The sequence below is a fragment of the Piezobacter thermophilus genome, assembly GCF_055386745.1.
In genome coordinates this window covers 1,871,540-1,895,702 of record NZ_AP042380.1, presented here as the reverse complement: position 1 = coordinate 1,895,702, position 24,163 = coordinate 1,871,540, and the positions used below count along the sequence as shown (strand labels likewise).

Genomic DNA, 24,163 nt, shown 5'->3' with positions numbered 1-24,163 from the left:
GGAGGTCCCCGTTCAATGAGATCCCTTCCATGAGCAGCGAAATCCGCCTTGCCTTTTCTCACCCGTCCGAACGCGCCAGTGCCACGGCCGGGGACGGGCCGCTTGACCGCATTTCGCTGCGCGATCACGTGGTCGAGGTGGAAATCGGCGCCTTCCAGTCCGAGCGCGGCACTACCCAGCGGGTCTGCTTCAACGTGGTGGTCGAGGTGGAGCCCGTAGCGGTGCCCATCGACGACGACGTGGACCGCATCCTGTCCTATGACAAGGTGACCGAGGCGATTTCCCATGAACTGGCCGAAGAGCGGCTGAACCTGCTGGAGACGCTGGCCGAACGGATTGCCGAGCGCATCCTGGCCGAACCCCAGGCGGTGCGGGTGTTCGTGCGCATCGAAAAGCTTGACCGCGGCCCCGGCGCGCTGGGGGTCGAGATCGTCCGCGCGCGCGGCCAGGTCTGGCACCGGCCCGACGATGACGACCGCCCCCATCCCCGGCTGGTGTATCTGTCCAATGCCGCCATTGCCTCGCCCCATCTGCCGGGCTGGATCGACCGGCTTCAGGCGCAGGGCCGGCCGCTGATCCTGTGCGTGGGCGCGCCCGATGCGCCGGCGCCGCAATCGGGACACCCGATGACCCAGCGGCGGATCGACCTGCTGGCGATCGAGCAGAACGCCTGGGTTCTGGCCGCGCGCGATCCCCGCTGCGTGGTGGTCGCCACCCGGACGGAACTCGACTGGGCCATGAAGCACGGCCAGATCAGCGTCTGGGCTCCGTCCAAGATCGTGCTCGACGCGGTGGATGGCCCGTCGGCGCAGCCCTCTGACGCGGTGGCGCTGGCGGCTTGGTTCGCGGCGCATTTCCACGCCGAGGAAATGATGGTCTTCGGCGCCGATCTGCCCGACAATCCCGGCGTGCCGTTGCGCGCCGTATCGGTGGAGAGCCCGGAACTGTGAGCGACGAAGACCGTTACCGCCCGCTGGTTCAGCATGGCGCGTCCCGGCCCAAGGGCGCCGTGCCCCTGGCCGGAGGGCGTCTGTGGTTCACCCATGCCGAATGCCTTTCGCGCGCCCGCCCGGCGCGCATCGTTGCGGCCTCGGACATCCCCGGGGAGGTTCTGCACCGCCTGACCACGCCGCGCACGCCGCTTTGCGGACTAACGCTAGACCGGCCGCGGATCATGGGCATTCTCAACGTCACCCCGGACAGCTTTTCCGATGGCGGGCGGCACCAGACGCCAGCGGCCGCCCAGGCCGCCGTGCGGGCGATGGTCGCGGCAGGGGCGGATATCATCGACGTGGGGGGCGAATCCACCCGCCCCGGCGCGGCCACCGTCCCCGAGGCCGAGGAAGCCGCCCGCGTTGCCCCGGTCATCGCCGGGCTGGCGGGCGGGGACATCGCCCTGCCGATCTCGATCGACACCCGCAAGGCGGCGGTGGCGCGGGCGGCGCTGGAGGCCGGCGCCGATCTGGTCAATGACGTGTCGGGCTTCACCTTCGACCCCGCCCTGGCGCCGCTGTGCGCCGGGCGCGGCGTGCCGGTCTGCGTCATGCACAGCCGCGGCGATCCGGCCACCATGCAGGACGATCCGTCCTATGCGGATGTGGTGCTGGATGTCTACGATTTCCTTGCCGCAAGGGTTGAGGCGCTGGAGGGGCAGGGCATTCCGCGCAGCCGGATCGTGGTCGATCCGGGAATCGGGTTCGGCAAGACGCAGGCGCACAACCTTGCGCTGTTGCAAAATATCAGCCTGTTTCACGGGATTGGTTGTGCAATTCTGCTGGGGGTGTCGCGCAAGCGCTTCATCGGCGCCATCGGCAAGGAACCGCGCGCTGACGCGCGTGCGCCCGGTTCCATCGCCGTGGGGCTTGCGGCACTGGCGCAGGGCGTGCAAATCCTGCGGGTGCATGACGTGGCAGAAACCGCCCAGGCCCTGCGCCTGTGGCAGGCCGTTCGTTGAGAGATTTGAAAAATGCGCAAGCTTTTCGGAACCGATGGGGTGCGGGGCACCGCCAATGTTTACCCGATGACCGCCGACATGGCCCTGCGGATCGGGGCCGCGGTGGGACGTTATTTCCGCCGCGAGGCGGGGGGCGTTCACCGGGTGGTGATCGGCAAGGACACCCGGCTTTCCGGCTACATGTTCGAAAACGCCCTGACGGCGGGATTGACCTCGACCGGCATGAACGTGCTGCTGCTGGGACCGGTGCCGACGCCGGCGGTCGGGTTGATGACCCGTTCGATGCGGGCCGATCTGGGAGTGATGATCTCGGCCAGCCACAACCCGGCCTCGGACAACGGCCTCAAGTTCTTCGGCCCCGACGGGTTCAAGCTGTCCGACGAGATGGAGGCCGAGATCGAGGCGCTGGTGGAAAGCGGCGTGGAACTGGCGCGCCCGGCCCATATCGGCCGCGCCAGGCGGGTGGACGACGCGCGATTCCGCTATGGCGAGCGGGTGAAATCCTCGCTGCCGCGGGACCTGCGCCTTGACGGGCTGAAGGTGGTGATCGACTGTGCCAATGGCGGCGCGTACCGCTCTGCCCCCGAGGTTCTGTGGGAACTGGGCGCCGATGTCGTCCCCGTGGGGGTCTCGCCCGACGGGCACAACATCAACCGCGGTTGCGGTTCGACCAGGCCCCAGGTCGCGGCCGAAGCGGTGGCCGCGCACGGGGCCGATGTGGGCATCTGCCTTGACGGCGATGCCGACCGGGTGATCGTGATCGACGAACACGGGCAGATCGCCGATGGCGACCAGCTCATGGCCTTGCTGGCCTCGCGCTGGGCCGAAGAGGGCCGGCTGCGGGGTGGTGCCCTGGTGGCCACGGTCATGTCGAATCTGGGGCTGGAGCGGTTTCTCGCCGAACGGGGGATCGGGCTTGAGCGCACCGCCGTGGGCGACCGTTACGTGGTCGAGCGGATGCGCGCAGGCGGCTTCAATCTTGGCGGCGAACAGTCGGGACATGTGGTGATGACCGATTACGCCACCACCGGCGACGGGCTGATGGCCGGGCTGCACTTCCTGGCCGAGATGGTTCGCAGTGGGCGGCGCGCCTCGGAACTGTCCCGCCAGTTCGAGCCGGTCCCGCAGCTGCTGCGGAATGTTCGCTACGAGACGGGGCAGGCGCCGCTTGCCGCCGCGGCGGTGAAGCATGCGATTGCCGAGGCCGAGGCGGCGCTGAGCGGACGCGGGCGGCTTCTGATCCGCAAGTCGGGGACCGAGCCCCTGATCCGCGTCATGGCCGAATGCGAGGACGGGGCGCTGCTGACGCGCACGGTGGACAGCGTCGTGGCAGCGGTGAAGGCCGCCGTCGCCTGACAGCCGGGGCTCCTCAGTTCGGCTTTTGCGGGGGTTGCCGGTGGGGCAGATACTCCACGCTGGGCGTTCTTTGCGTGGGCTGGGGGTAGAGCGACATCATCGCCAGGATCTCGTCGGGGATGTCGGTGCTGACCGGCAGGCCCAGTTCGCGGGCATCGGCCGCGAAGATCGGATGGTCGTGGGTCCAGCGCCCCTCGGAGAGGGTGGTGGCCAGCCTGTCCGCCTGTTCGGGGTCCATCCTGCCCATCAGCAGGGATTTCGCCGTTGCCTGCACCTGCGAGATCGCCTTCGCCGCCTGATCCGCCATGACCAGCGTCTGGTCGTCGATGTCCTTGAGCGGCTTCTGTTCCACCACCTTGAGGATCGAGGCCGCCGGCTGCTGGCCCAGCTGCGGGTCGATGGGGCCCAGCGTGGCGTGGGGGCTCATGACGATTTCATCGGCGGCCAGCGCGATCAGCGTGCCCCCCGACATGGCGAAATGCGGCACGAAGACCGTGACCTTGCCGGGATGGGCCTTGACCGCGCGGGCGATCTGGGTGGCGGCGATCACCATCCCCCCCGGCGTGTGCAGCACGATGTCCAGCGGCGTGTCGGGGCCGGTGGCGTGAATGGCGCGCAGGAGCGCCTCGGAATCGTTGATGTCGATATAGCGCATGATCGGAAAGCCGAGGAAGCTCATGGTTTCCTGCCGATGCACCAGCAGGATCACCCGCGAGCCCCGCTTGCGTTCGATCTGGGCGATCTTGCGCTGGCGGAGATTGTCCAGCAGCTTGCGCGTGACCAGGGGCTGGAAGGCCGACAGCAGGAACAGAAGCCAGAAGATGTCCATCAGTCCCAGGCCGCCGCCGGTCGAATCCATGTCGTTGCCCCCCGTCTTTCTTGATACATGCCGATGATGCGGCGGGCGGGCGCCCATTGCAAGCCGTGCCGCGGGGGCGGGGTAAATGAAAACCCCCGGCCGCGGGGCCGGGGGCATCGGATCGCAGCCAGGGCCGGCGCGGTCCTTCCTCAGTTCTTTTCCCTGTCCACCATCTTGCCGGCGGTGATCCAGGGCATCATGTCACGCAGGCGCCGGCCCACCTCCTCGATCTGGTGGGCGTCGTTGTTGCGCCGGATGGCCTTGAAGCTGGGCTGGCCCACGGCGCATTCGGTCATCCAGTCGCGCACGAAGCGGCCCTGCTGGATGTCCTCCAGAACCGCCTTCATCCGCGCCTTGGTTTCCTCGCGCGGCAGGATGCGCGGCCCCGAGACGTATTCGCCGTATTCGGCGGTGTTCGAGATCGAGTAGTTCATGTTGGCGATGCCGCCTTCATAGATCAGATCGACGATCAGCTTCACCTCGTGCAGGCATTCGAAATAGGCCATCTCGGGCGCATAGCCCGCCTCGACCAGGGTTTCGAAGCCCATGCGGATCAGCTCCACCAGACCGCCGCACAGCACCGCCTGTTCGCCGAACAGATCCGTTTCGCATTCTTCCTTGAAGTCGGTCTCGATGATGCCCGAGCGTCCCCCGCCGATGGCCGCGCAGTAGGACAGTGCCAGCTCCAGCGCCTTTCCGCTGGCATCCTGGTGCACCGCCACCAGGCAGGGCACGCCGCCGCCCTTGAGATATTCGCCGCGCACGGTGTGGCCGGGGCCCTTTGGCGCCATCATGATGACATCGACGCCCGGTTTCGGCTCGATCAGGCCGAAATGCACGTTCAGCCCGTGGGCAAAGGCGATGGCAGCGCCGTCGCGCAGGTTGTCATGGACGTATTTGCGATAGGTCTCGGCCTGCAGCTCGTCGGGCATGGTGAACATGATCAGATCACACCAGGCGGCGGCTTCGGCAATGCCCATCACCTGCAGGCCCTCGGCCTCGGCCTTCTTCGCGCTGGGGCTGCCCTCGCGCAGGGCGACGACCACGTTCTTTGCCCCCGAATCGCGCAGGTTCAGCGCGTGCGCATGCCCCTGGCTGCCATAGCCCAGAATGGCCACCTTCCTGTCCTTGATGAGATTGATGTCGCAATCGCGATCGTAATAGACACGCATGTTCCGTTCCCTTTCTCGTGATATGCATGTTCCGATGCGGGTCTAGCGCGTTTTTTTCAGATTGCGATTCCAATCATTTTCAAGAATCCTTAATATTCTGAAACTTCATTCGCTAATAATCCTGTATGCGGAAAATCCATGCTGGACGATACCGACAGGCGCATCCTGCGCCATTACCAGGCCGCGCCGCAGCTGACCAACGGCGAGCTGGCCGCGCGCGCCGGCGTCACCCCGGCCACCTGCTGGCGGCGGCTGGAGCGGATGCAGGCGGCGGGCATCATCCGCGCGCAGGAGGCGGTGATCGACTGGGCCGCGCTCGGTTACGCGGTCGAGGTCTCCCTGCGCTTCACCCTCGACAAGACCCGGCCGCGCGCCTTCGACGAGTTCATCGCCGCCGCGCGCGAGATCCCCGAGGTACTCGAGATCCAGACCTTCCTGGGCCGGGTGGATGTGCGCCTTGCGGTGATCGCCCACGACATGAACCACTACCGCCAGATCTACCGCGACCGCATCCTGGCGCTGCCCCATATCGCCGATGTCGAGGCGCTGATGCACCTGTCGCGGGTCAAGAACGACGAGGCCCTGCCGGTATGATCGCGCTCGACGATACCGACCGGCAGATCCTGCGGCTGCTGATGCGGGACGCGACCCGCAGCGCCGGGGCGGTGGGCCGCCGGCTCGGCCTGTCGCAACCGGCCGCCTGGCGGCGCATCCGCCGCCTTGAACAGGCCGGCGTGATCCGCGGCCGGCGCCTGCGGCTGGATGCAGAGGCGCTTGGGTTCGGGGTGACGGTGTTTCTGGGCATCAAGCTTGCCCGCAAGCGACAGGTGAGCTTCGAGGACTTCGAACGCGCGGTCAGCGCCATCCCCGAGGTGCAGACGGTCGAGCACGTCCTGGGCATGTATGACTACCGCCTGCGCGTGGTGGCGCGCGACCTGTCCGATTTCGAACGCATCCTGCGCCGCCGGATCATGACCCTGCCGGGGGCCGGGGATGTCGAGGCCAACGTCATGCTCAGCGAAGAGCGCCTGGCCGGACCGATCGGCTGAAAACGCGGAAAACCGCGCCCCTCCTTTTCCTCTTGCCGGAAAATACTCCGGGGGTGAATGGCGCGCGCTCCGCGCGCCAGAGGGGGCAGCGCCCCCTGCAGGTCCCGAAAACCGTTTTGCCAACCCGATGGACGCACGCTATCACCGCACCACAGCATCAAGGAGAAACTCCATGCCCGCGCCGCTTTCCACCGTCGATCCCGACGGGCTCGAGGAATTTTCGGTTGTCTTCACCGACCGTTCGCTCAACCACATGTCGGCTGCCTTCCGCCAGGTGATGCGCGACATCTCCTCGATGCTGAAGGAGGTTTACGCCGCCGATGCGGTGGCCATCGTGCCCGGCGGCGGCACCTGCGGGATGGAGGCGGTGGCCCGCCAGTTCGCCCGCGGCGCCGAGGTGCTGGTGGTGCGCAACGGCTGGTTTTCCTACCGGTGGAGCCAGATCATCGAGACCGGCGGGATTGCGGCGGGTGCCACGGTGATGAAGGCCCGGCAGCTGGGCAATGCCGCCCCGCGCCCCTTCGCCCCTGCGCCCATCGGCGAGGTGGTGGCCGAGATCCGCCGCCGCCGACCCGGCATCGTCTTCGCCCCGCATGTGGAAACCGCCTCGGGGATGATCCTGCCCGACGACTATGTGGCCGCGCTGGCGCAGGCGGCGCACGAGGTGGGAGCGCTGATGGTGCTGGACTGCATCGCCAGCGGCGCGGTCTGGGTGGACATGCGCCGCTCCGGCGTGGACGTCCTGCTCAGCGCCCCGCAGAAGGGATGGAGCGCTTCGCCCTGCGCCGGGCTGGTGATGCTGTCGGAACGCGCCCTGGCGCGGCTCGAGCAGACCGAAAGCGACAGTTTCGTGCTGGACCTGAAGAAGTGGCGGCAGGTCATGGCCGCCTACGAGGCCGGCGGCCACGCCTACCACGCCACCCTGCCCACCGATGCGCTGCGCGTCTTTCGCGACCGGATGGCGGAAAGTGCCGACTACGGCTTCGAGGCCCTGCGCAAGGCGCAATGGGCGCTGGGCGAAGGCGTGCGCGCGATGCTGAAGCAGAAGGGGATCGTTTCGGTGGCGGCCGAAGGGTTCGGGGCGCCGGGCGTGGTGGTCGGCTATACCGATGATCCCGACATCCAGTCCGGGCGCAGATTTGCCGATCATGGCGTCCAGATTGCCGCCGGTGTGCCCCTGCAATGCGACGAGGGGGAAGATTTCCGCAGCTTCCGCATCGGCCTGTTCGGGCTGGACAAGCTGAAGGACGTGGACGGCACCATCGCGCGGCTCAAACGGGTGGTGGATCAGATTCTCTGATCCGGCCGCACGGCACCTGCCGGTTCGGGCGCCCGATCGCGACCATCGGCACCGCCGGGCCGGGAGAACTGCCCCGGATCTTCCAGCGCGGCGATGATCGAACAGCCCTCCAGCCCGCCCTGCGTGGGGCAGGCGGCGATCACCCGTCTCAGCGCCGCGCCGATCTTCTGCAACTCCTCGATCTTGCGTTCCACCTGCGCCAGCTTGTCCTGCGCCTGTTTCTGCACGGCCGAGCAGTTCGTTGCCGGATCGGCGCGCAGGCTCAGAAGGGTGCCGATTTCCCGCAGCGAAAATCCCAGCTCCTGCGCCTGCCGGATAAACCGGATGCGCCGGACGGTTTCGCCGGAATAGTCGCGCCAGCCGCCAAAGGCCGGCTTCGGCGGTCTCTCGATCAGCCCCTTGCGTTCGTAGAAGCGGACCGTCTCCACGCCGACTCCGGCCCTGCGGGCGGCCTGTCCGATCGTCAGTGCGGCCATGCGGGCCCCTCCTCTTCCTCCATGACCGTATCCTGATACGGGTTTGCGCAGGGGCAAAATCAGAACCGCGTGAGCGCACCCTGCACAGAGCGTCGATCCCTGCGCGGGCCCTGCGCGGGATGGAAAGCTTCTTGCCGGCATTTGACCGGATGGAAGCCATCCTCTCATGCGGTTCGGCCGGCACTGATCGCGACAATCCGGGCAACCGGCTGAAAATGCGGGGATTTCGGGCAGGCGCGGGGTTTTCCGCGCCGGCGAGGGTTTTGCTTCGGTGCGGTGTTTTCGCCTGCCTATGCTGGTTGCGGACAGCCGTGCGCCCGAACCGACAACCGCGCACCGACAGCCATGCGAAGGGAGATGAGATGGTCGAGACCTTCTATGACGTGATGCGCCGGCAGGGGATCACCCGGCGCAGTTTCCTTAAATATTGCAGCCTCGCGGCCGGGGCGCTGGGGCTCAGCCCGGCATTCGCGCCGAAGATCGCCGAGGCGATGGAGAACAAGCCGCGCATCCCGGTGCTGTGGCTGCACGGGCTGGAATGCACCTGCTGTTCGGAAAGCTTCATCCGCTCGGCGCATCCGCTGGCCAAGGACGTGATCCTGTCGATGATCTCGCTGGACTTCGACAATGTCATCATGGCGGCGGCCGGCGAGCAGGCGCTGGCGATCATCGACGAGACGCTGGAAAAATACGACGGCAACTTCCTGCTGGCGGTCGAGGGCAACGCGCCGCTGGGCGAAGAGGGCATGTATTGCATCTCGGGCGGCAAGCCCTTCAAGGACGAGCTGACCCGGGTCGCCAACCGGGCAAAGGCGATCATTTCCTGGGGCTCCTGCGCCAGCTGGGGCTGCGTGCAGGCGGCGCGCCCCAACCCCACCACCGCCACCCCCACCCACAAGGTGCCCGGCATCGGCGACAAGCCGATCATCAAGGTGCCCGGCTGCCCGCCGATTGCCGAGGTGATGACCGCGGTGATCACCTACATGGTGACCTTCGACAAGCTGCCCGAGCTGGACAACCAGGGCCGGCCCAAGATGTTCTATTCCCAGCGCATCCATGACAAGTGCTACCGGCGCGGCCATTTCGATGCCGGCCAGTTCGTCGAGAAGTTCGACGACGAGGGCGCGCGCAAGGGCTACTGCCTCTACAAGGTGGGCTGCAAGGGGCCGACCACCTACAACGCCTGCTCGACCATCAAGTGGAACGGCGGGCTGTCCTTCCCGATCGAGGCCGGCCACCCCTGCATCGGCTGCTCCGAGGACGGCTTCTGGGACAAGGGCGGCTTTTACGAGCGCCTCACCGACATCAAGGGCTTCGGCATTGACGCCGACGCCGACCAGATCGGCACGGCGGCGGCCGGCATCGTCGCGGGGGCGGCGGCAATCCATGCCGGCGCCAGCGTGATCAAGCGCATCGCGAGCAAGGGAGATGATGCATAATGGCTATCGTGACCACCCCCAACGGTTTCACCCTTGATGACAGCGGCCGGCGCGTGGTCGTCGATCCGGTGACCCGGATTGAGGGGCACATGCGCTGCGAGGTGAACCTCGACGAGAACAACGTGATCCGCAATGCGGTCTCCACCGGCACCATGTGGCGGGGGCTCGAGGTGATCCTCAAGGGCCGCGATCCGCGCGATGCCTGGGCCTTCGTGCAGCGCATCTGCGGGGTGTGCACCGGCACCCACGCGCTGACCTCGGTGCGGGCGGTCGAGGATGCGCTGGGCATCGACATCCCCGAAAACGCCAACTCGATCCGCAACATCATGCAGCTGGCGCTGCAGGTGCATGACCATCTGGTGCATTTCTATCACCTGCATGCGCTGGACTGGGTGAACCCGGTGAACGCGCTGAAGGCCGACCCCAAGGCCACGAGCGAGCTGCAGCAAGCGGTCAGCCCGCGGCATCCGAAATCGTCCCCCGGATATTTCCGCGACATCCAGACGCGGCTGCGCAACTTCGTGGAAAGCGGTCAGCTGGGGCCGTTCAAGAACGGCTACTGGACCAACCCCGCCTATCTTCTGCCGCCCGAGGCCGACCTGATGGCGGTCACGCATTACCTCGAGGCGCTGGATTTCCAGAAGGAAATCATGACCGTGCGCACCATCTTCGGCGGCAAGGACACCCACCCCAACTGGCTGGTTGGCGGGGTGCCCTGCGCCATCAACATGGACGGGGTGCAGGGCGCCGGCGCGCCGGTGAACATGGAGCGCCTGAACTACGTGCGCAGTGTCACCCAGCGCACAATCGAATTTGTCAACAACGTCTACATCCCGGACGTGATTGCCATCGGCGGGTTCTACAAGAGCTGGCTTTACGGCGGCGGGCTGTCGGGGCAGAACGTGCTGGCCTATGGCGATATCCCCGATCGGGCCAACGACTACAGCCCCGAAAACCTGATGATGCCGGTGGGCGCGATCATCAACGGCAAGCTTGACGAAGTGCACCCGGTCGATGTGCGCGACCCCGAGCAGATTCAGGAGTTCGTTCCGCATTCGTGGTACAAGTACCCCGACGAGGCCAGGGGCCTGCATCCCTGGGACGGCATCACCGAGGCCAATTACGAGCTGGGCCCCAACCTTGTCGGCACGAAAACCGACATCAAGCGCATCGATGAAGGCGGCAAGTATTCCTGGATCAAGGCGCCGCGCTGGCGCGGGCACGCGATGGAGGTGGGCCCTCTGGCGCGCTACATCGTCGGTTATGCCCAGGGCCACGAATATTTCACCGACCAGATCAACCGCACGCTGCGCGCGCTGGATCTGCCGGTTTCGGCGCTGTTCTCGACGCTGGGGCGCACCGCGGCCCGCGCGCTCGAGGCCCAGTGGGCGGCCGAAACCCAGCTCTACTTCGTGGACAAGCTGATCGCCAACATCAAGGCCGGCGACAGCGCCACCGCCAACACCGAGAAGTTCGACCCCTCAACCTGGCCGAGCGAGGTCAAGGGCGTGGGCTTCACCGAGGCGCCGCGCGGCGCTCTGGGGCACTGGATCCGCATCAAGGACACGAAGATCGACAACTACCAGTGCGTCGTGCCCACCACCTGGAACGGCAGCCCCCGCGACAACGAAGGCAATATCGGCGCCTTCGAGGCGGCGCTGATGAACACGAAGGTCGAGGTCGCCGAAGAGCCGGTCGAGATCCTGCGCACGCTGCACAGTTTCGACCCCTGTCTTGCCTGCTCGACCCATGTCATGAGCGAAGACGGCGAGGAACTGGCCAACGTCAAGGTCCGCTGAGGAGGGCGCGCTATGGTCGAGATCAGGGCACACAAGGAAGAGGCGATCTACGTCTATCAGGCACCGGTGCGCATCTGGCACTGGGTGCAGGCATTCGCCATCCTGGCGCTGGGGGTGAGCGGCTATCTCATCGGCTCTCCGCCGCCTTCGCTGGGCGGCGAGGCCTCCGACTGGTTCCTGTTCGGCTGGATCCGCTACATCCACTTCGTGGCCGCATGGATCGTGATCGTGGGCTTCGTGTTCCGCCTCTACTGGGTGGTGGTCGGTAACGCGCATGCGCGCGAAATCTTCCTGCCGCCGGTGTGGAGGTCCAGCTTCTGGGGCGGCGTGTGGCATGAAATCCTGTGGTATCTGATGCTGGTGAAGGAGCCGCGCAAATATGCCGGCCACAACCCGCTGGCGGTGATCACCATGCATGTGATGTATGTGTGGGGGATCGTCTTCATGATCGTCACCGGCCTTGCCCTTTACGGCGAAGGCGCCGGGATGGATTCATGGGAATACGAGTGGTTCTCGTCCTGGGTGATCCCGCTTTTCGGGCAGAGCCAGGATGTCCATACCTGGCACCATCTGGGCATGTGGGTGATCATCCTCTTCGTGATGATCCATGTCTATGTGGCGGTGCGCGAGGACATCATGTCGCGGCAGTCGATCATCAGCTCGATGATCTCGGGCTGGCGGATGTTCAAGGACGACCGTCCCGTGGATCGGGACTGAGCCGGCCCATCGGCAGCTTCGCTCGGGCGCCGCGTCCTCTTCCGGGGGCGCGGCGCCCTGTGCGTGACGATGGCGGATGCCGGTATGGAAAGTATCCTTTCATATGGTGGAATTCAAATATCCGGTTTTTGCGCTACGCATGAGTGTGTCCATTGAAAAGGCGTGAAATTTTCTTCGCAGCTTTGGAAGCCGAGCAACCGGATTTTCTGCCATACTGGAAGCCGTCGAACCGGTGCGACGATTCGCAGCGGGGTGCGGAAACAGGGAGAGGACATGCCGGACCGGCCGAAAGTTCTTGTTCTGGGGATCGGAAACCTGCTCTGGGCGGACGAGGGCTTCGGTGTGCGCGCGGTCGAGGAGATGCACCGCCGCTACGACATCCCCGACAACGTGACGCTGATGGATGGCGGCACCCAGGGCATCTATCTGGTGCAGCATGTGCGCGAGGCGGACGTGCTGATCGTGTTCGATGCGGTCGATTACGGCCTGCCGCCGGGCACGCTGAAGCGGGTCGAGGATGACGAGGTGCCCCGGTTCATGGGCTGCAAGAAGATCAGCCTGCACCAGACCGGTTTCCAGGAGGTTCTGGCCATGGCGGCGATGATGGGCGATGCGCCTTCGCGCCTGTTGCTGATCGGGGTGCAGCCCGAAGAGCTGGACGATTACGGCGGCGGCCTGCGCGATGTGGTCCGGGCCCGGATCGACCCGGCCATCGACATGGCCGTGCAAGAGCTAGCCCGCCACCGGATCGTGCTGCGCCGCCGGCCGGTGCCGCTGCCTCCTGACAGCACCATCGCCTGCCCGATCATGACCGCCGAGCGCTACGAGGGCGAACGCCCCTCGGCCGACGAGGCCTGCCGGATCGGCGACGCGCGGCTGCTGGCGGACGGCAATTTCGCCCCGCCCGCCGACCCCGATGCCGAGATCGAGGCCATTCTGGCCCGCGCCCCCGGAGGGCAGGGGTAATGTGCCTTGGCGTGCCCATGCAGGTGGTCGAATGCGGTCTCACCCATGCGATCTGCGCCGACCGGCAGGGGCGGCGGCGGCGCATCGACATGATGCTGGTGGGCCGCCAGCCGCCCGGCAGCTGGGTGCTGGTGTTCATCGATGCCGCGCGCGAGGTTCTGGACGCCCGGCAGGCGGCGCGGCTTTCGGACGCGCTGGCCGCGCTCGACGACGTGATCGCCGGCGGCGACGGCAATGTCGACGTTCTGTTTGCCGACATCATCGCCGCCGCCGAAGAACGCGACCGCAGGGAGGGACGCTGAGATGTTTTCGCCATTGATGCAATCGGTGATCGAACGGGAAAACCTGCCCGTCCTCGACGCCGATACGCTGGACGATTTCGCCCGCGACGCCGGCGACATGGTGCTGATGGTGGGCGGCGACTGGAAACGCCATGTGGAGGTCAACGATCTGGCCGTGATCCTGCCCGAGATCATCAAGGCCTCGAACGGCCACCTCACCGGCGCGGTGCTCGATCGGGGCAGCGAACGCAGGATCCAGACGCGGTTCCGGTTCAACCGCTACCCGGTGCTGATCTTCCTGCGCGATGGCGGTTATCTGGGGCGCATCCAGAAGGTGCTCGACTGGCAGGACTACATCACCGAGATCAACCGGATCCTGGCCGGCCAGCCGCATGATCCGCCGCCCTACCAATTCCCCGATGGCTGCGCCCCCGCGGGCGCTGCTCGGTGACATGACAGCGCGAACGGACGTGAAAGGATACGGGCCCATGACACAGGATTTTCAACTTCCTCCCGGACTCGGCCTCGGCCCCGGCAGCCAGCCCGAAAGCCCCGACGGGATCGAGCTGGCGCCCATGGAGATCCCGCGCGAGATGTTCACCTTCCAGCTTCCGGCGGCACCCGAGCCGGAAGAGACCGTGGGGATGGAGGCCGGCAAGGACCGGCTGCGGGCCATCCTGGCGGTGCTGAAGGGCTGGCAGCCGGGCGATCCGGCGCAGATGGTGGAGCTTGCCGATCTGTCGCCCGCCGATCTGGGACTTGTGAACCAGATCCTGGGCGAGGGAGAGGTCTCGATGGTGGCCGGGCCGCGCATCCAGGTGCAGGAATCGGTCTTTGCCGGGCTGTGGCGGGTGCTGCATTTCGACGACTCGGGCAGCCTTGCCCGCGATGCGGTCGAGGTGGGCGCATGGCCTGCGGCGGTGTCCGAACGGGTCTTTGCCGCGGCCGCCGACCTGCCCGAGCCGGCCTCGGACCCGCTGCCCGACGGGGTGTTCAACGCGCCGCCCCTGCTGACCGAGATTGCCGAAAAGGTGCCCCGGGCCGGCCCCGGCGCGCCGGTGCACAGCATCAACCTGTCGCTGCTGCCCCATTCCGAGGCCGATCTGGACTATCTGGCGCGCAAGCTGGGCGTGGGCGACACCATCGTGCTGTCGCGCGGCTACGGCAATTGCCGGGTGTCCTCGACCGGCACCCGCAATGTCTGGTGGGTGCAGTATTTCAACTCGCAGGATGCGCTGATCCTCAATTCGATCGAGATCACCCCCGTCCCCGAGGTGGTCCTTGCTGCCCCCGAGGACATTCGCGACAGCGCCAAGCGTCTGGCCGAGGTGATGAGGCTTTACGATGAGTGACTTCAACGGCTCCTTTGGCGGCGACCTGACGAAGCTGAAGGATGACGACATCCTCGAATGCAAGATCTGCTGGTGGCAGTATGATCCGAAAAAGGGCGACGACTACTGGCAGATCCCGCCGGGCACGCCGTTTTCGCAACTGCCCGAGCACTGGACCTGCCCCGAATGCGACGGACGGCGCGAAGATTTCATGGTGGTTGACTGATGCAGGACCCGGCCGAGATCCGCGTCCTTCTCGAAACCCGGTTCGAGCTGATCGCGCGCACCCGGATGGAGGGCATGCCGATCCTGAACCGGGCGCTTGGGGTTGCCGCGCTGGGTTTCGAGCCGCTTGCGGACAGCGGCGGCGACCGGCTGGGGGTGCTGATCACGCCGTGGTTCCTGAACCTGGTGATCGTGCCGGCGCAGGCCGAGGCGGGCTGGGCCACGGGCCACAAGCTGCGCCGCCCGCTGCCCGCGGGAGAGGTGGAATTCATCGTCACTCTCGACGAGGATCTGGGGCCGCTGCTGATGTGTTCGCTGTTTTCGCCGGTATTCGAATTTGCCGACATGCAGGCCGCACGCGATACGGCGGCGGCGGCTCTGGCCGAGGTGATGAACCCCGAATGCAGGGGCGAAGGCGACCGTGAACGCCGGGCGCTGGCGCAATGCCGTCCCGCCCCCTTCATGGAGGAGTTCGATCACGAGGCTGCCGTGGCCGAGGCAGAATCCGCAGCCGAGGCGCAGCCGGCGGCAGCCGCGCCGGAAGGGCAGGGGCCGCAGGGGCCGGTGCGCGACTCCCTTGATGACGGGCGCGACCGGGCGGCGATGCTCAGCCGGCGCGATCTGCTGCGCGGCCTGCCTCGCAAGGGGGAAGACGCGGCATGAGCATCGAGGGGCGCCTGCTGATCGATCTTGCCGCCCGCCCGGCGCGCATCACTTCGACCCGGCCGGCGGGACGGGTGGGCGGGCTGCTGCGCGGGCGCCGCCGCGAAGAGGTGGCGCCGCTGCTGCGGCAGATCTTCGTCCTGTGCGGCGAGGCCCATTCCGCCGCCGCAGGGCTGGCGCTGGCCGGGCGCATCGGGGCCGGGCCCGTGCGGGTGGTTCTGGCCGAAACCGCGCGCGAACACCTGTTGCGAATCCTCACCGGATGGCGGCCGGCCGATGCGCCGCCGCTGCCTGCCCCGCCGCTGCCTGCCCCGCCGGTGATGGCGCTGGTCGAGGCGGCGCGCAGCGGCAAGGATGCGGCCGGCGCGCTTGCCGCCTATCTGCGCAGACACGTGCTGGGAACGCCGCCCGAGGATTTCCTGGCGCTTGCCGACATGGCCGATCTGCACCGCTGGTTGGCAGATGCCGGCACCTTGCCGGCCGGCTGGCTGGCCGCGACCCTGCGGCAGGGACAGGCGGGGCTGGGTGCGGTAACGCCTGCCTATCTGCCCGACATGCCGCCCGGCGATCTGGCCCCGCGGCTGCGCGAGCCGGCCTTCGCGGCAATCCCCGACTGGGATGGTCCACGCGAAACCGGCCCGCTGGCGCGCCGTCACGCCCATCCGCTGGTGGATGCGGCGATCAACGCCCATGGGGCGGGGTTGCTGGCGCGGTTGCTGGCACGGCTGGTGGAACTGGCCGCGCTGCCTGGCGAAATCGCTGCCGCCCGCGCCCGGACGGCCCCCGCGCCGGGGCTGGGCGTGGTGGAAACCGCCCGTGGCCGTCTGATCCATCATGCCCGCCTCGACGGGGAAAGGGTGGCCGAATACGTGATCCTCGCCCCGACCGAGTGGAATTTTCACCCGCACGGGGTGGCGGCGCGGGCGCTGGCCGGGCTGGCCCCGGAGCCGGCGCGCGCGGTGATCGAGGCCATCGACCCCTGCGTGGACTACGAACTGAGGGCCGCCTGATGCATGAAATGTCGATCTGTGAAAGTATCGTCAACGTGATCGAGGAACAGGCGGCCGTGCAAGGCTTTGGCCGGGTGCGGCGCGTGCGGCTGGAAATCGGCCCGTTGGCGGGGGTTGAAACCGAGGCGTTGCGCTTCAGTTTCGACGTGGTGACGCGCGGCTCTCTCGCCGAGGGCGCGGCGCTGGAGATCATCGAGACGCCGGTGACCGGCTGGTGCATGCCCTGCGGCCAGCCGGTCGCGGTGCGCGCGCGTTTCGATCCCTGCCCGAAATGCGGTTCCTATCAGGTGCAGATCACCGGGGGCGAGGAACTGAGGATCAAGGACCTGGAGGTGGACTGATGTGCAATGTGTGCGGCTGCGCCAGCGGCGAAGTGACGGTGGAGGGGCATTCACATACTCATGCTCATGCCCATCATCATCACCCGAACGGGCAGACCCATGACTACGGGCAGGGGCCGGCGCGGGCCCATGCCCCGGGGCTGAGCCAGGCCCGGATGGTCGAGATCGAACAGGACATCCTGGCCAAGAACGACCAGTACGCCGCCGCCAACCGCGCCGCGCTGGCCGGCTCGGGCACGCTGGCGCTGAACCTTGTTTCCAGCCCCGGCTCGGGCAAGACCACGCTGCTGACGGCGACGCTTTCGCGGCTGAAGGGGCGGCTGCCGCTGGCGGTGATCGAGGGCGACCAGCAGACCGCCAACGATGCCGAGCGCATCCGCGCCACCGGCGTGCCGGCCATCCAGGTGAATACCGGCAAGGGCTGCCATCTGGATGCCCACATGGTGGGTCACGCGCTTGAGCATCTGGATGTGAAGAACGGCGTGTTGTTCATTGAAAACGTGGGAAATCTCGTCTGTCCGGCCGGGTTCGACCTGGGCGAGGCGCACAAGGTGGTGATTCTGTCGGTGACCGAGGGCGAGGACAAGCCGCTGAAATATCCCGACATGTTCCATGCCTCCGACCTGATGATCCTGACCAAGACCGACCTGCTGGAGCATCTGGATTTCGACGTTGCGGCCTGCATCGCCAATGCCCGTCGCATCAACCCGCGGCTGAAGGTGCTGAAGGTTTCGGCGAAAACGGGCGAAGGCTTGCAGGGGTGGCTGGACTGGATCGAGGCCGCCCGCACCATGCAGACGATCGGGCAGGAGGTCTGAATCATGTGCCTGGCAATACCGGCCGAGGTGGTCGAGATCACCGATGACGGCACCGCCGCCATCGTCTCGCTCGATGGTGTGCGCAAGGAGATCTCTCTGGCGCTGGTCGAGGGGGTGACGCCGGGCGACTATGTGCTGGTCCATGTGGGCTATGCGCTCAACGTTGTCAGCCGCGAGGAGGCCGCGCGCACCCTTGAACTGATGGCCGAGCTGGGCCAGCTGCCGCCGCAGGAGGCCGCCGAATGAAATATGTGGATGACTTCCGCCGCAAGGACATTGCGAAGACGCTTGCCGCGCGCATCGCCGAAGAAGCCGACCCGGTGCGCGACTATGCCTTCATGGAATTCTGCGGCGGCCATACGCACGCGATCTTCCGCTACGGGGTGCAGGATCTGATGCCCGGGAACGTGCGTTTCGTGCACGGCCCCGGCTGCCCGGTCTGCGTGCTGCCGATCCCGCGCATCGACAATGCCATCGAACTGGCCGAGCGCCACGGCGCGATCCTGTGTTCCTATGGCGACATGATGCGCGTGCCGGCCTCGAAGCGGCGCTCGCTCATCAGCGCTAAGGCGGACGGCGCCGACATCCGCATGGTCTATTCCACGCAGGACGCGCTGAAGATCGCCCGCGAGAACCCCGACCGCGAGGTGGTGTTCTTCGCCATCGGCTTCGAGACCACCACGCCGCCCACCGCGGTGGCGATCAAGCAGGCGGCGGCCGAGGGGCTCGCGAACTTCACCGTGTTCTGCAACCATGTGCTGACGCCCTCGGCGATCCAGCACATCCTGCAAAGCCCCGAGGTGCGCGAACTGGGGCAGGTGAAGATCGACGGCTTTCTGGGGCCCAGCCATGTCTCCTCGATCATCGGCAGCGCGCCTTACGAATATTTCGCCGAGGAATTCCAGAAGCCGGTGGTGATTGCCGGGTTCGAGCCGCTGGACGTGATGCAGTCCACCCTGATGCTGATCCGCCAGATCAACGAGGGCCGCTTCGAGGTGGAGAACGAATATATCCGCGTGGTCACCCCCGAGGGCAACCTCAAGGCCCAGGGGCTGGTGAGCGAGGTGTTCGAGCTGCGCCCCAGCTTCGAATGGCGGGGCCTGGGCGAGGTGCCCTGGTCGGCGCTGCGGATCCGCGACGAATTTTCCGCCTTCGATGCCGAGCGCCGCTTCGATCTGGGCGACAGCCGCGGGCAGGACGTGAAGGGCTGCGAATGCCCCGCCATCCTGCGCGGGGTGAAGAAACCCACTGACTGCAAGCTGTTCGGAACCGTCTGCACCCCCGACAACCCGCAGGGGTCGTGCATGGTGTCGTCCGAGGGCTCCTGCGCCGCCTACTGGAGCTATGGCCGGTTCCGCATCGACAAGGCGCGCGCCGATGCCGTCGCCGCCGATGCCCGCGCCCGCCGCCGCGAAGCCGCACGGGAGGCCGCCGAATGAACGCCCACAAACGTTTTCCCACCCGCATCAACATGCGCACCGGAAAGGTGGACATCACCCACGGCGCCGGCGGGCGGGCCATGGCCCAGCTGATCGAAGAGCTGTTCGTGAAGCATTTCGACAACGAGATGCTGCGCGAGATGAACGACCAGGCCGCCTTCGAGGTTCCGGCGGGGCGGATGGTGATGGCCACCGACGGCCATGTGGTCAGCCCGCTGTTCTTTCCCGGCGGCGACATCGGTGCGCTTAGCGTGCATGGCACGATCAACGACATCGCCATGTCGGGCGCGCGCCCCTTGCATCTGGCGGCAGGATTCATCCTGGAGGAGGGCTTCCCTCTGGCCGATCTGGAGCGGATCGTGAAATCCATGGCGGCTGCCGCCTCCGGGGCCGGGGTGGCCATCGTCACCGGCGACACCAAGGTGGTCGAGCGCGGCAAGGGCGACGGGGTGTTCATCACCACCACCGGGGTCGGCGTGGTGCCGGCGGGGCTCGACATCTCGGCGGCCAATGCCCGGCCCGGCGACAGGATCCTGGTCAGCGGGCATCTGGGCGACCACGGGGTGGCGATCATGTCGAGCCGCGAGAACCTGGAGTTCGAGACGGCGATCTTGTCCGACAGCGCCGCCCTGCACGATCTGGTGGCCGCGATGGTGGCCGAGGTGCCGGAAATCCGCACCCTGCGCGACCCCACCCGCGGCGGTCTGGCCGCGGCGCTCAACGAAATCGCTCAAGCCTCGGGCGTGGGCATGAGGCTTGACGAGGAGGCCATCCCGATCCGCCCGCAGGTGGATGCGGCCTGCGAGCTTCTGGGGCTCGACCCGCTTTACGTTGCCAACGAGGGCAAGCTTGTGGCGATCTGCCCGCCCGGGCACGCCGCGGCGCTGCTGGCGGCGATGCGCGCCCATCCGCTGGGCCGCGACGCGGCGATCATCGGCGAGGTGACCGGGGACGAGATGGGTTTCGTCACCATGGAGACGGGTTTCGGCGGCACCCGCATCGTCGACTGGCTGGCCGGCGAACAGCTGCCGCGGATCTGCTAGGGGAGGGGCGGAGATGGGACCGGAAAGCTTCCTGCTGCTGGGGTTTCTCGTCGGCATGGCCCATGCCTTCGAGGCCGATCACCTGGCCGCCGTGGGCGCGCTGGCCTCGAACGGCAGGGCGACGGGGCGCAGGCTGGCGGCGCTGGGGGCCAGCTGGGGGCTGGGGCATACCACGACGCTGTTTCTGATCTCGGCCCCGGTGGTAGCCTTCGGCTACGTGCTGACCGCGCGCATGGCAGCGGGCATGGAGTTTTTCGTCGGCATCATGCTGGTGGGGCTGGGTGGCTGGGTGCTGTGGAAGATGTGGCGCCAGAAGATCCATTTCCATCTGCACGATCACGGGGATGGCCCGCATTTTCACGCCCATTCCCATGCCGGCAGCCACCTGCCCCATGACCGCGACCCGCATGAGCACGAACATCCCGCCTTTTCCCTGCGGGCCTATCTGGTCGGGCTGGCGCACGGGGCGGCAGGGTCGGCGGGGCTGGTGGCGCTGGCGGCCGCGGCCACCGGCAATGCCTGGACGGCGATGGGATACATCCTGATCTTCGGCTTCGGTTCGATCCTCGGCATGGCCACCCTGACCTGGGTCGCCTCGTGGCCGCTGCGGCTGGCCGAATCCGCCGCCTCGCGGCTGTTGCTGGCGGTCCGGCTGGGCGTGGCGGGGCTGGCGATCTACCTTGGCGTCACGGTGATGGCCGAAACCGGGCCGCTGGCCCTGTTCGGGGCGGGCTGATGCGGATCCTGCTGCTGATCCATGCGTTCAACGCGCTGTCGCAGCGGGTCTTTGCCGATCTGCGCCGGGCCGGGCACGAGGTGAGCGTGGAATTCTTCACCAATGACGCGCTTGCGCGCGAGGCGGTGGCGCTGTGGCGGCCCGACCTGATCCTGTGCCCCTATCTGAAGCGCGCCGTGCCCGAGGACATCTGGCGCGCCACCCGCACGCTGATCCTCCACCCAGGCCCGCCGGGCGACCGGGGGCCGGCGGCGCTTGACTGGGCGATCCTGCGCGGGGCGCGGGAATGGGGGGTGACGGTGCTCGAGGCGCGCGCCGAGATGGATGCTGGCCCGATCTGGGCCTGGCGGCGCCTTGCCATGCGGGCGGCGACGAAATCCAGCCTCTACCGCAACGAGGTGACCGAAGAAGCGATGGCGGCAATTTTCGAGGCGCTGGAAAGGATTGCCGCCGGCGCGGCGCCGGTGCCGCTGGAAGAGGCCGATTTTGCCACCGGCCGCCTGAACGGGCCGGTGCGGCAGGCAGACCGGGCGATCGACTGGGCGACGGACGGGGTCGCGGACGTGCTGCGCAAGATCCGTGCCTCGGACGGGGTGCCGGGGGTGGCGGACGAAATTGCCGGGCGGCGGCTGCTGCTGCATGACGCGCACCCCGCGCCGGGGCTCGAGGGGAGGCCGGGCGCGCTTCTGGCGGTTTCGGGGCCGGCGGTGGCGCGGGCCTGCGCCGACGGTGCGGTGTGGATCGGGCACATGCGCGACCCTGCCGGGGCGCATCCGTTCAAGCTGCCCGCGCGCGCGGTTCTGGGCGGGCTTGCGGCGGATCTGCCGGAACGGCCGCGTGATGACCCGGCAGGCTATACCGAGATCACCTATCGCCAGGAGGGCGATGTGGGGTATCTGTCCTTCGCCTTCCTCAACGGCGCCATGTCCACCGGCCAGTGTGCGCGGCTGCTCGATGCCTTCCGCGCCGCCTGTGCGCGCCAGACGCGGGTGATCGTGCTCGAAGGCGGGCCGGATTTCTGGTCCAACGGCATTCACCTCAACCATATCGAGGCCGCCGCCAGCCCTGCCGATGAAAGCTGGGCCAATATCAACGCCATGGATGACCTGGCCGAGGCCATAGTCCGCTGCGAAAGCCATCTGACCGTGGCCGCGATTGCCGGCAATGCGGGGGCGGGGGGCGTGTTTCTCGCCCGCGCCTGCGATCGGGTCTGGATCCGCGAGGGCGTGATCCTCAACCCCCACTACAAGGACATGGGCAATCTCTATGGCTCCGAGTTCTGGACCTATCTGCTGCCGCGCTGCTGCGGCGCGGAAAACGCCCGCCGCATCACCGAGGCCCGCCTGCCCATGGGCGCGCTCGAGGCCGCCGCGCTGGGCCTTGCCGATGCCGTCCTGCCCGGGGCGCGGCCGGCCTTCGCCGCCGAGCTCGCCCGGCGCGCGCGCGGGCTGGCAGCGCAGGCTCCCGCGCTTCTGGCCGAAAAGGCCGCCCGGCGTGCTGCCGACGAGGCCGAAAAGCCCCTGGCCGAGTACCGCGCGGAAGAGCTTGCCCGCATGCGGCGCAATTTCTACGGTTTCGATCCCAGCTATCACGTGGCGCGCTCGAACTTCGTGCGCAAGGTGCCCAAATCGCGTACGCCTCCCACTCTGGCGCGCCATCGGGACAAACGGCACAATCGGGAATCGGGACCGGCAAGGAGGGCCGCGTCATGACCAAACCCACCATCCTGATCGTGGATGACGAGCCGCGCTCGCTCGAGGCGCTGGAACGAACGCTTTACGACGATTTCGATATCCTCACCGCCGAAACGACGTCCGAGGCCGAGCGCCTCCTGGCCGAGAACTGGGTGCAGGTGATCCTGTGCGACCAGCGCATGCCCGGGGAATCGGGGGTCGCCTTCCTGACCCGGGTGCGTGAGAAATGGCCGGACGTGATCCGCATCATCATCTCGGGCTACACGGAAGCCGACGACATCATCGCCGGGCTGAACGAGGCGGGGATCTACCACTACATCACCAAGCCCTGGCAGCCTGAAAAGCTGATCCTTACCCTGCAGGGCGCGCTGGCCATGTTCGAGCTGCAGCGCCAGAACGAATTGCTGGCGATCGAGCTGCGCCTGTCGGAGGACGGCGCCCAGCGCAAGGTGAACGACACCCGGCAACGGCTGAAACGGCAATATGATTTCGACGACGGGATCGTGCGGGCGCGCAATTCGCCCATGAACCGCATCTGCGACATGCTGGCGCGGGTGGCGCCCTATGATCTGTCGGTGCTGTTCCTGGGCGAAAGCGGCACCGGGAAAGAGCTGGCCGCGCGTGCCATCCACTACAATTCGCTGCGCTGGAACAAGCCCTTTGCCGTGCAGGCCTGTCAGGCGATGGACCACGACATGCTGGAACGCGAGCTGTTGGGCGACCGACGGGGAAACGGGCGCGGCGATCAGCCGGGGCTGTTCGAACGGGCCTTCGGCGGCACGCTGTTTCTGGACGAGGTGTCCGAGATGCCGCTGTCGTTTCAGGCCCGACTGCTGCGGGTGCTGCAGGAGGGCGAATACCGCCCCGTGGGGTCGAACCAGAACCGCAAGCTGGATCTGCGCATCATCGCCGCCAGCAGCTGCGACATCGAACAGGCGGTGCGCGAAGGGCGTTTCCGCAAGGACCTGTATTTCCGCCTGGCCGGCGTGACCATTACCATCCCGCCCCTGCGCGCGCGCCGCGAGGACGTTCCGATCCTGGCCAGTTACCTGCTCAAGCAGGCGGTTTCGGCCATCGGCAAGGATGCCGCCGGGCTGACGCCCGAGGCGCTGTCCTGCATGAAGCGCTATGACTGGCCCGGCAATGTGCGCGAGCTGCGCAACGAGATCGAGCGCATGCTGGTCATGGGTCCCGAAGGCGGACTGCTGGGGGCCGACCTGCTGTCGGCGAAGGTGCTGATGACGCTGCCGCCCGAGGGCGAGGGCGCGCTGTCGGCCATTGCCGCCTCGTCGGGCGGAGAGACGCTGAAGGAACGGGTGGAGGCGATCGAGGCGCGCATCCTGCGCGAATCGCTCATCCGCCATCGCTGGAACAAGAGCAAGGCGGCGCGCGAACTGGGGCTTTCGCGCGTGGGGCTGCGTTCCAAACTCGAACGATACGGCATTGAAAGAGATGACCAGATGCCGGAAGCTGCCGACATGGACGGTTCGTGATG

General features: G+C 67.2%; 27 protein-coding genes. 24 read left to right on the top strand and 3 right to left on the bottom strand.

All coding sequences use genetic code 11. The features are described from left to right. Window positions 1-29 precede the first annotated feature (29 nt). From ACZ5CM_RS09230 to glmM, 3 genes are read left to right on the top strand one after another with little or no spacing between them, the layout of a single operon-like run. Complete coding sequence (locus ACZ5CM_RS09230; protein ID WP_464637890.1) at window positions 30-950, top strand: dihydroneopterin aldolase; 921 nt, start codon at window positions 30-32, stop codon at window positions 948-950. Continuing rightward, the gene (gene folP / locus ACZ5CM_RS09225; protein WP_464637888.1) at window positions 947-1,954 is read left to right on the top strand and encodes a dihydropteroate synthase; all 1,008 of its coding nucleotides are present in this window, start codon (window positions 947-949) and stop codon (window positions 1,952-1,954) included. Before ACZ5CM_RS09230 ends, folP begins: the two co-directional genes overlap by 4 nt. A 12-nt stretch (window positions 1,955-1,966) precedes the next feature. Next, window positions 1,967-3,310: a phosphoglucosamine mutase gene (gene glmM, locus ACZ5CM_RS09220; RefSeq protein ID WP_464637886.1), complete on the top strand. Its 1,344-nt coding sequence runs from the start codon at window positions 1,967-1,969 to the stop codon at window positions 3,308-3,310. A 13-nt stretch (window positions 3,311-3,323) separates the two neighbouring features. Here glmM and ACZ5CM_RS09215 read toward each other — a convergent pair whose 3' ends face one another. Both ACZ5CM_RS09215 and ilvC read right to left on the bottom strand, forming a co-directional pair. After that, on the bottom strand, window positions 3,324-4,169 hold the full coding sequence (locus tag ACZ5CM_RS09215) for an SDH family Clp fold serine proteinase (protein WP_464637884.1): 846 nt from the start codon (window positions 4,167-4,169) through the stop codon (window positions 3,324-3,326). 149 nt (window positions 4,170-4,318) lie between these two features. Then, window positions 4,319-5,341, bottom strand: a complete 1,023-nt coding sequence (ilvC, locus tag ACZ5CM_RS09210; RefSeq protein ID WP_464637882.1) for a ketol-acid reductoisomerase — start codon at window positions 5,339-5,341, stop codon at window positions 4,319-4,321. Between the two features lie 138 nt (window positions 5,342-5,479). Here ilvC and ACZ5CM_RS09205 point away from each other — a divergent pair, with 138 nt between their 5' ends. From ACZ5CM_RS09205 to ACZ5CM_RS09195, 3 genes are all read left to right on the top strand, one after another. Further along, the gene (locus ACZ5CM_RS09205; RefSeq protein ID WP_464637880.1) at window positions 5,480-5,935 is read left to right on the top strand and encodes an Lrp/AsnC family transcriptional regulator; all 456 of its coding nucleotides are present in this window, start codon (window positions 5,480-5,482) and stop codon (window positions 5,933-5,935) included. Further along, entirely contained in the window at window positions 5,932-6,390 is a 459-nt protein-coding gene (locus ACZ5CM_RS09200) for an Lrp/AsnC family transcriptional regulator (RefSeq protein ID WP_464637878.1), read from the top strand. The genes ACZ5CM_RS09205 and ACZ5CM_RS09200 overlap by 4 nt, the downstream gene beginning before the upstream one ends. A 172-nt stretch (window positions 6,391-6,562) precedes the next feature. Then, a complete protein-coding gene (locus ACZ5CM_RS09195; RefSeq protein ID WP_464637876.1) occupies window positions 6,563-7,690 on the top strand; it encodes an aminotransferase class V-fold PLP-dependent enzyme in 1,128 nt (375 codons plus the stop codon). Here ACZ5CM_RS09195 and ACZ5CM_RS09190 read toward each other — a convergent pair. Beyond that, window positions 7,678-8,166, bottom strand: a complete 489-nt coding sequence (locus ACZ5CM_RS09190) for a MerR family transcriptional regulator (protein WP_464637874.1) — start codon at window positions 8,164-8,166, stop codon at window positions 7,678-7,680. The genes ACZ5CM_RS09195 and ACZ5CM_RS09190 overlap by 13 nt on opposite strands. A 362-nt stretch (window positions 8,167-8,528) precedes the next feature. Here ACZ5CM_RS09190 and ACZ5CM_RS09185 point away from each other — a divergent pair, with 362 nt between their 5' ends. The 18 genes from ACZ5CM_RS09185 to ACZ5CM_RS09100 all read left to right on the top strand — a co-directional run bounded on the left by ACZ5CM_RS09185 (window position 8,529) and on the right by ACZ5CM_RS09100 (window position 24,161). After that, window positions 8,529-9,605, top strand: coding sequence for a hydrogenase small subunit (locus ACZ5CM_RS09185; RefSeq protein WP_464637872.1), 1,077 nt, complete (start codon window positions 8,529-8,531; stop codon window positions 9,603-9,605). Beyond that, window positions 9,605-11,404: a nickel-dependent hydrogenase large subunit gene (locus ACZ5CM_RS09180; RefSeq protein WP_464637870.1), complete on the top strand. Its 1,800-nt coding sequence runs from the start codon at window positions 9,605-9,607 to the stop codon at window positions 11,402-11,404. Before ACZ5CM_RS09185 ends, ACZ5CM_RS09180 begins: the two co-directional genes overlap by 1 nt. Window positions 11,405-11,416: 12 nt before the next feature. Further along, complete coding sequence (gene cybH / locus ACZ5CM_RS09175) at window positions 11,417-12,121, top strand: Ni/Fe-hydrogenase, b-type cytochrome subunit (protein WP_464637868.1); 705 nt, start codon at window positions 11,417-11,419, stop codon at window positions 12,119-12,121. Window positions 12,122-12,394: 273 nt separating this feature from the next. Then, a complete protein-coding gene (locus ACZ5CM_RS09170) occupies window positions 12,395-13,087 on the top strand; it encodes a HyaD/HybD family hydrogenase maturation endopeptidase (protein WP_464637866.1) in 693 nt (230 codons plus the stop codon). Beyond that, on the top strand, window positions 13,087-13,389 hold the full coding sequence (locus ACZ5CM_RS09165) for a HypC/HybG/HupF family hydrogenase formation chaperone (protein WP_464637864.1): 303 nt from the start codon (window positions 13,087-13,089) through the stop codon (window positions 13,387-13,389). Before ACZ5CM_RS09170 ends, ACZ5CM_RS09165 begins: the two co-directional genes overlap by 1 nt. Before the next feature lies 1 nt (window position 13,390). Further along, the gene (locus tag ACZ5CM_RS09160; protein ID WP_464637862.1) at window positions 13,391-13,819 is read left to right on the top strand and encodes a thioredoxin domain-containing protein; all 429 of its coding nucleotides are present in this window, start codon (window positions 13,391-13,393) and stop codon (window positions 13,817-13,819) included. 37 nt (window positions 13,820-13,856) lie between these two features. Then, complete coding sequence (locus tag ACZ5CM_RS09155; protein WP_464637860.1) at window positions 13,857-14,720, top strand: hydrogenase expression/formation protein; 864 nt, start codon at window positions 13,857-13,859, stop codon at window positions 14,718-14,720. Next, window positions 14,713-14,925 carry a rubredoxin gene (locus ACZ5CM_RS09150; protein WP_464637858.1) on the top strand — a complete coding sequence of 71 codons (213 nt, stop codon included), beginning with the start codon at window positions 14,713-14,715 and terminating at the stop codon, window positions 14,923-14,925. Before ACZ5CM_RS09155 ends, ACZ5CM_RS09150 begins: the two co-directional genes overlap by 8 nt. Next, on the top strand, window positions 14,925-15,587 hold the full coding sequence (gene hybE / locus ACZ5CM_RS09145) for a [NiFe]-hydrogenase assembly chaperone HybE (protein ID WP_464637856.1): 663 nt from the start codon (window positions 14,925-14,927) through the stop codon (window positions 15,585-15,587). Before ACZ5CM_RS09150 ends, hybE begins: the two co-directional genes overlap by 1 nt. Continuing rightward, on the top strand, window positions 15,584-16,597 hold the full coding sequence (locus ACZ5CM_RS09140; RefSeq protein WP_464637854.1) for a hypothetical protein: 1,014 nt from the start codon (window positions 15,584-15,586) through the stop codon (window positions 16,595-16,597). The genes hybE and ACZ5CM_RS09140 overlap by 4 nt, the downstream gene beginning before the upstream one ends. Next, window positions 16,597-16,938 carry a hydrogenase maturation nickel metallochaperone HypA gene (hypA, locus tag ACZ5CM_RS09135; RefSeq protein ID WP_464637852.1) on the top strand — a complete coding sequence of 114 codons (342 nt, stop codon included), beginning with the start codon at window positions 16,597-16,599 and terminating at the stop codon, window positions 16,936-16,938. Before ACZ5CM_RS09140 ends, hypA begins: the two co-directional genes overlap by 1 nt. Next, window positions 16,938-17,756, top strand: a complete 819-nt coding sequence (hypB, locus tag ACZ5CM_RS09130; protein ID WP_464637850.1) for a hydrogenase nickel incorporation protein HypB — start codon at window positions 16,938-16,940, stop codon at window positions 17,754-17,756. The genes hypA and hypB overlap by 1 nt, the downstream gene beginning before the upstream one ends. A gap of 3 nt (window positions 17,757-17,759) precedes the next feature. Then, window positions 17,760-18,002 carry a HypC/HybG/HupF family hydrogenase formation chaperone gene (locus tag ACZ5CM_RS09125; protein ID WP_464637848.1) on the top strand — a complete coding sequence of 81 codons (243 nt, stop codon included), beginning with the start codon at window positions 17,760-17,762 and terminating at the stop codon, window positions 18,000-18,002. Next, window positions 17,999-19,195 (top strand): hydrogenase formation protein HypD, encoded by a 1,197-nt coding sequence (gene hypD / locus ACZ5CM_RS09120; protein WP_464637846.1) that lies wholly within the window; start codon window positions 17,999-18,001, stop codon window positions 19,193-19,195. Before ACZ5CM_RS09125 ends, hypD begins: the two co-directional genes overlap by 4 nt. Beyond that, window positions 19,192-20,238 (top strand): hydrogenase expression/formation protein HypE, encoded by a 1,047-nt coding sequence (gene hypE, locus ACZ5CM_RS09115; RefSeq protein ID WP_464637844.1) that lies wholly within the window; start codon window positions 19,192-19,194, stop codon window positions 20,236-20,238. The genes hypD and hypE overlap by 4 nt, the downstream gene beginning before the upstream one ends. Window positions 20,239-20,251: 13 nt before the next feature. After that, window positions 20,252-20,974 (top strand): sulfite exporter TauE/SafE family protein, encoded by a 723-nt coding sequence (locus ACZ5CM_RS09110; protein ID WP_464637842.1) that lies wholly within the window; start codon window positions 20,252-20,254, stop codon window positions 20,972-20,974. Beyond that, entirely contained in the window at window positions 20,974-22,686 is a 1,713-nt protein-coding gene (locus ACZ5CM_RS09105) for an enoyl-CoA hydratase-related protein (RefSeq protein ID WP_464637840.1), read from the top strand. The genes ACZ5CM_RS09110 and ACZ5CM_RS09105 overlap by 1 nt, the downstream gene beginning before the upstream one ends. Next, window positions 22,683-24,161: a sigma-54-dependent transcriptional regulator gene (locus ACZ5CM_RS09100; protein WP_464637838.1), complete on the top strand. Its 1,479-nt coding sequence runs from the start codon at window positions 22,683-22,685 to the stop codon at window positions 24,159-24,161. The genes ACZ5CM_RS09105 and ACZ5CM_RS09100 overlap by 4 nt, the downstream gene beginning before the upstream one ends. Window positions 24,162-24,163 lie beyond the last annotated feature (2 nt).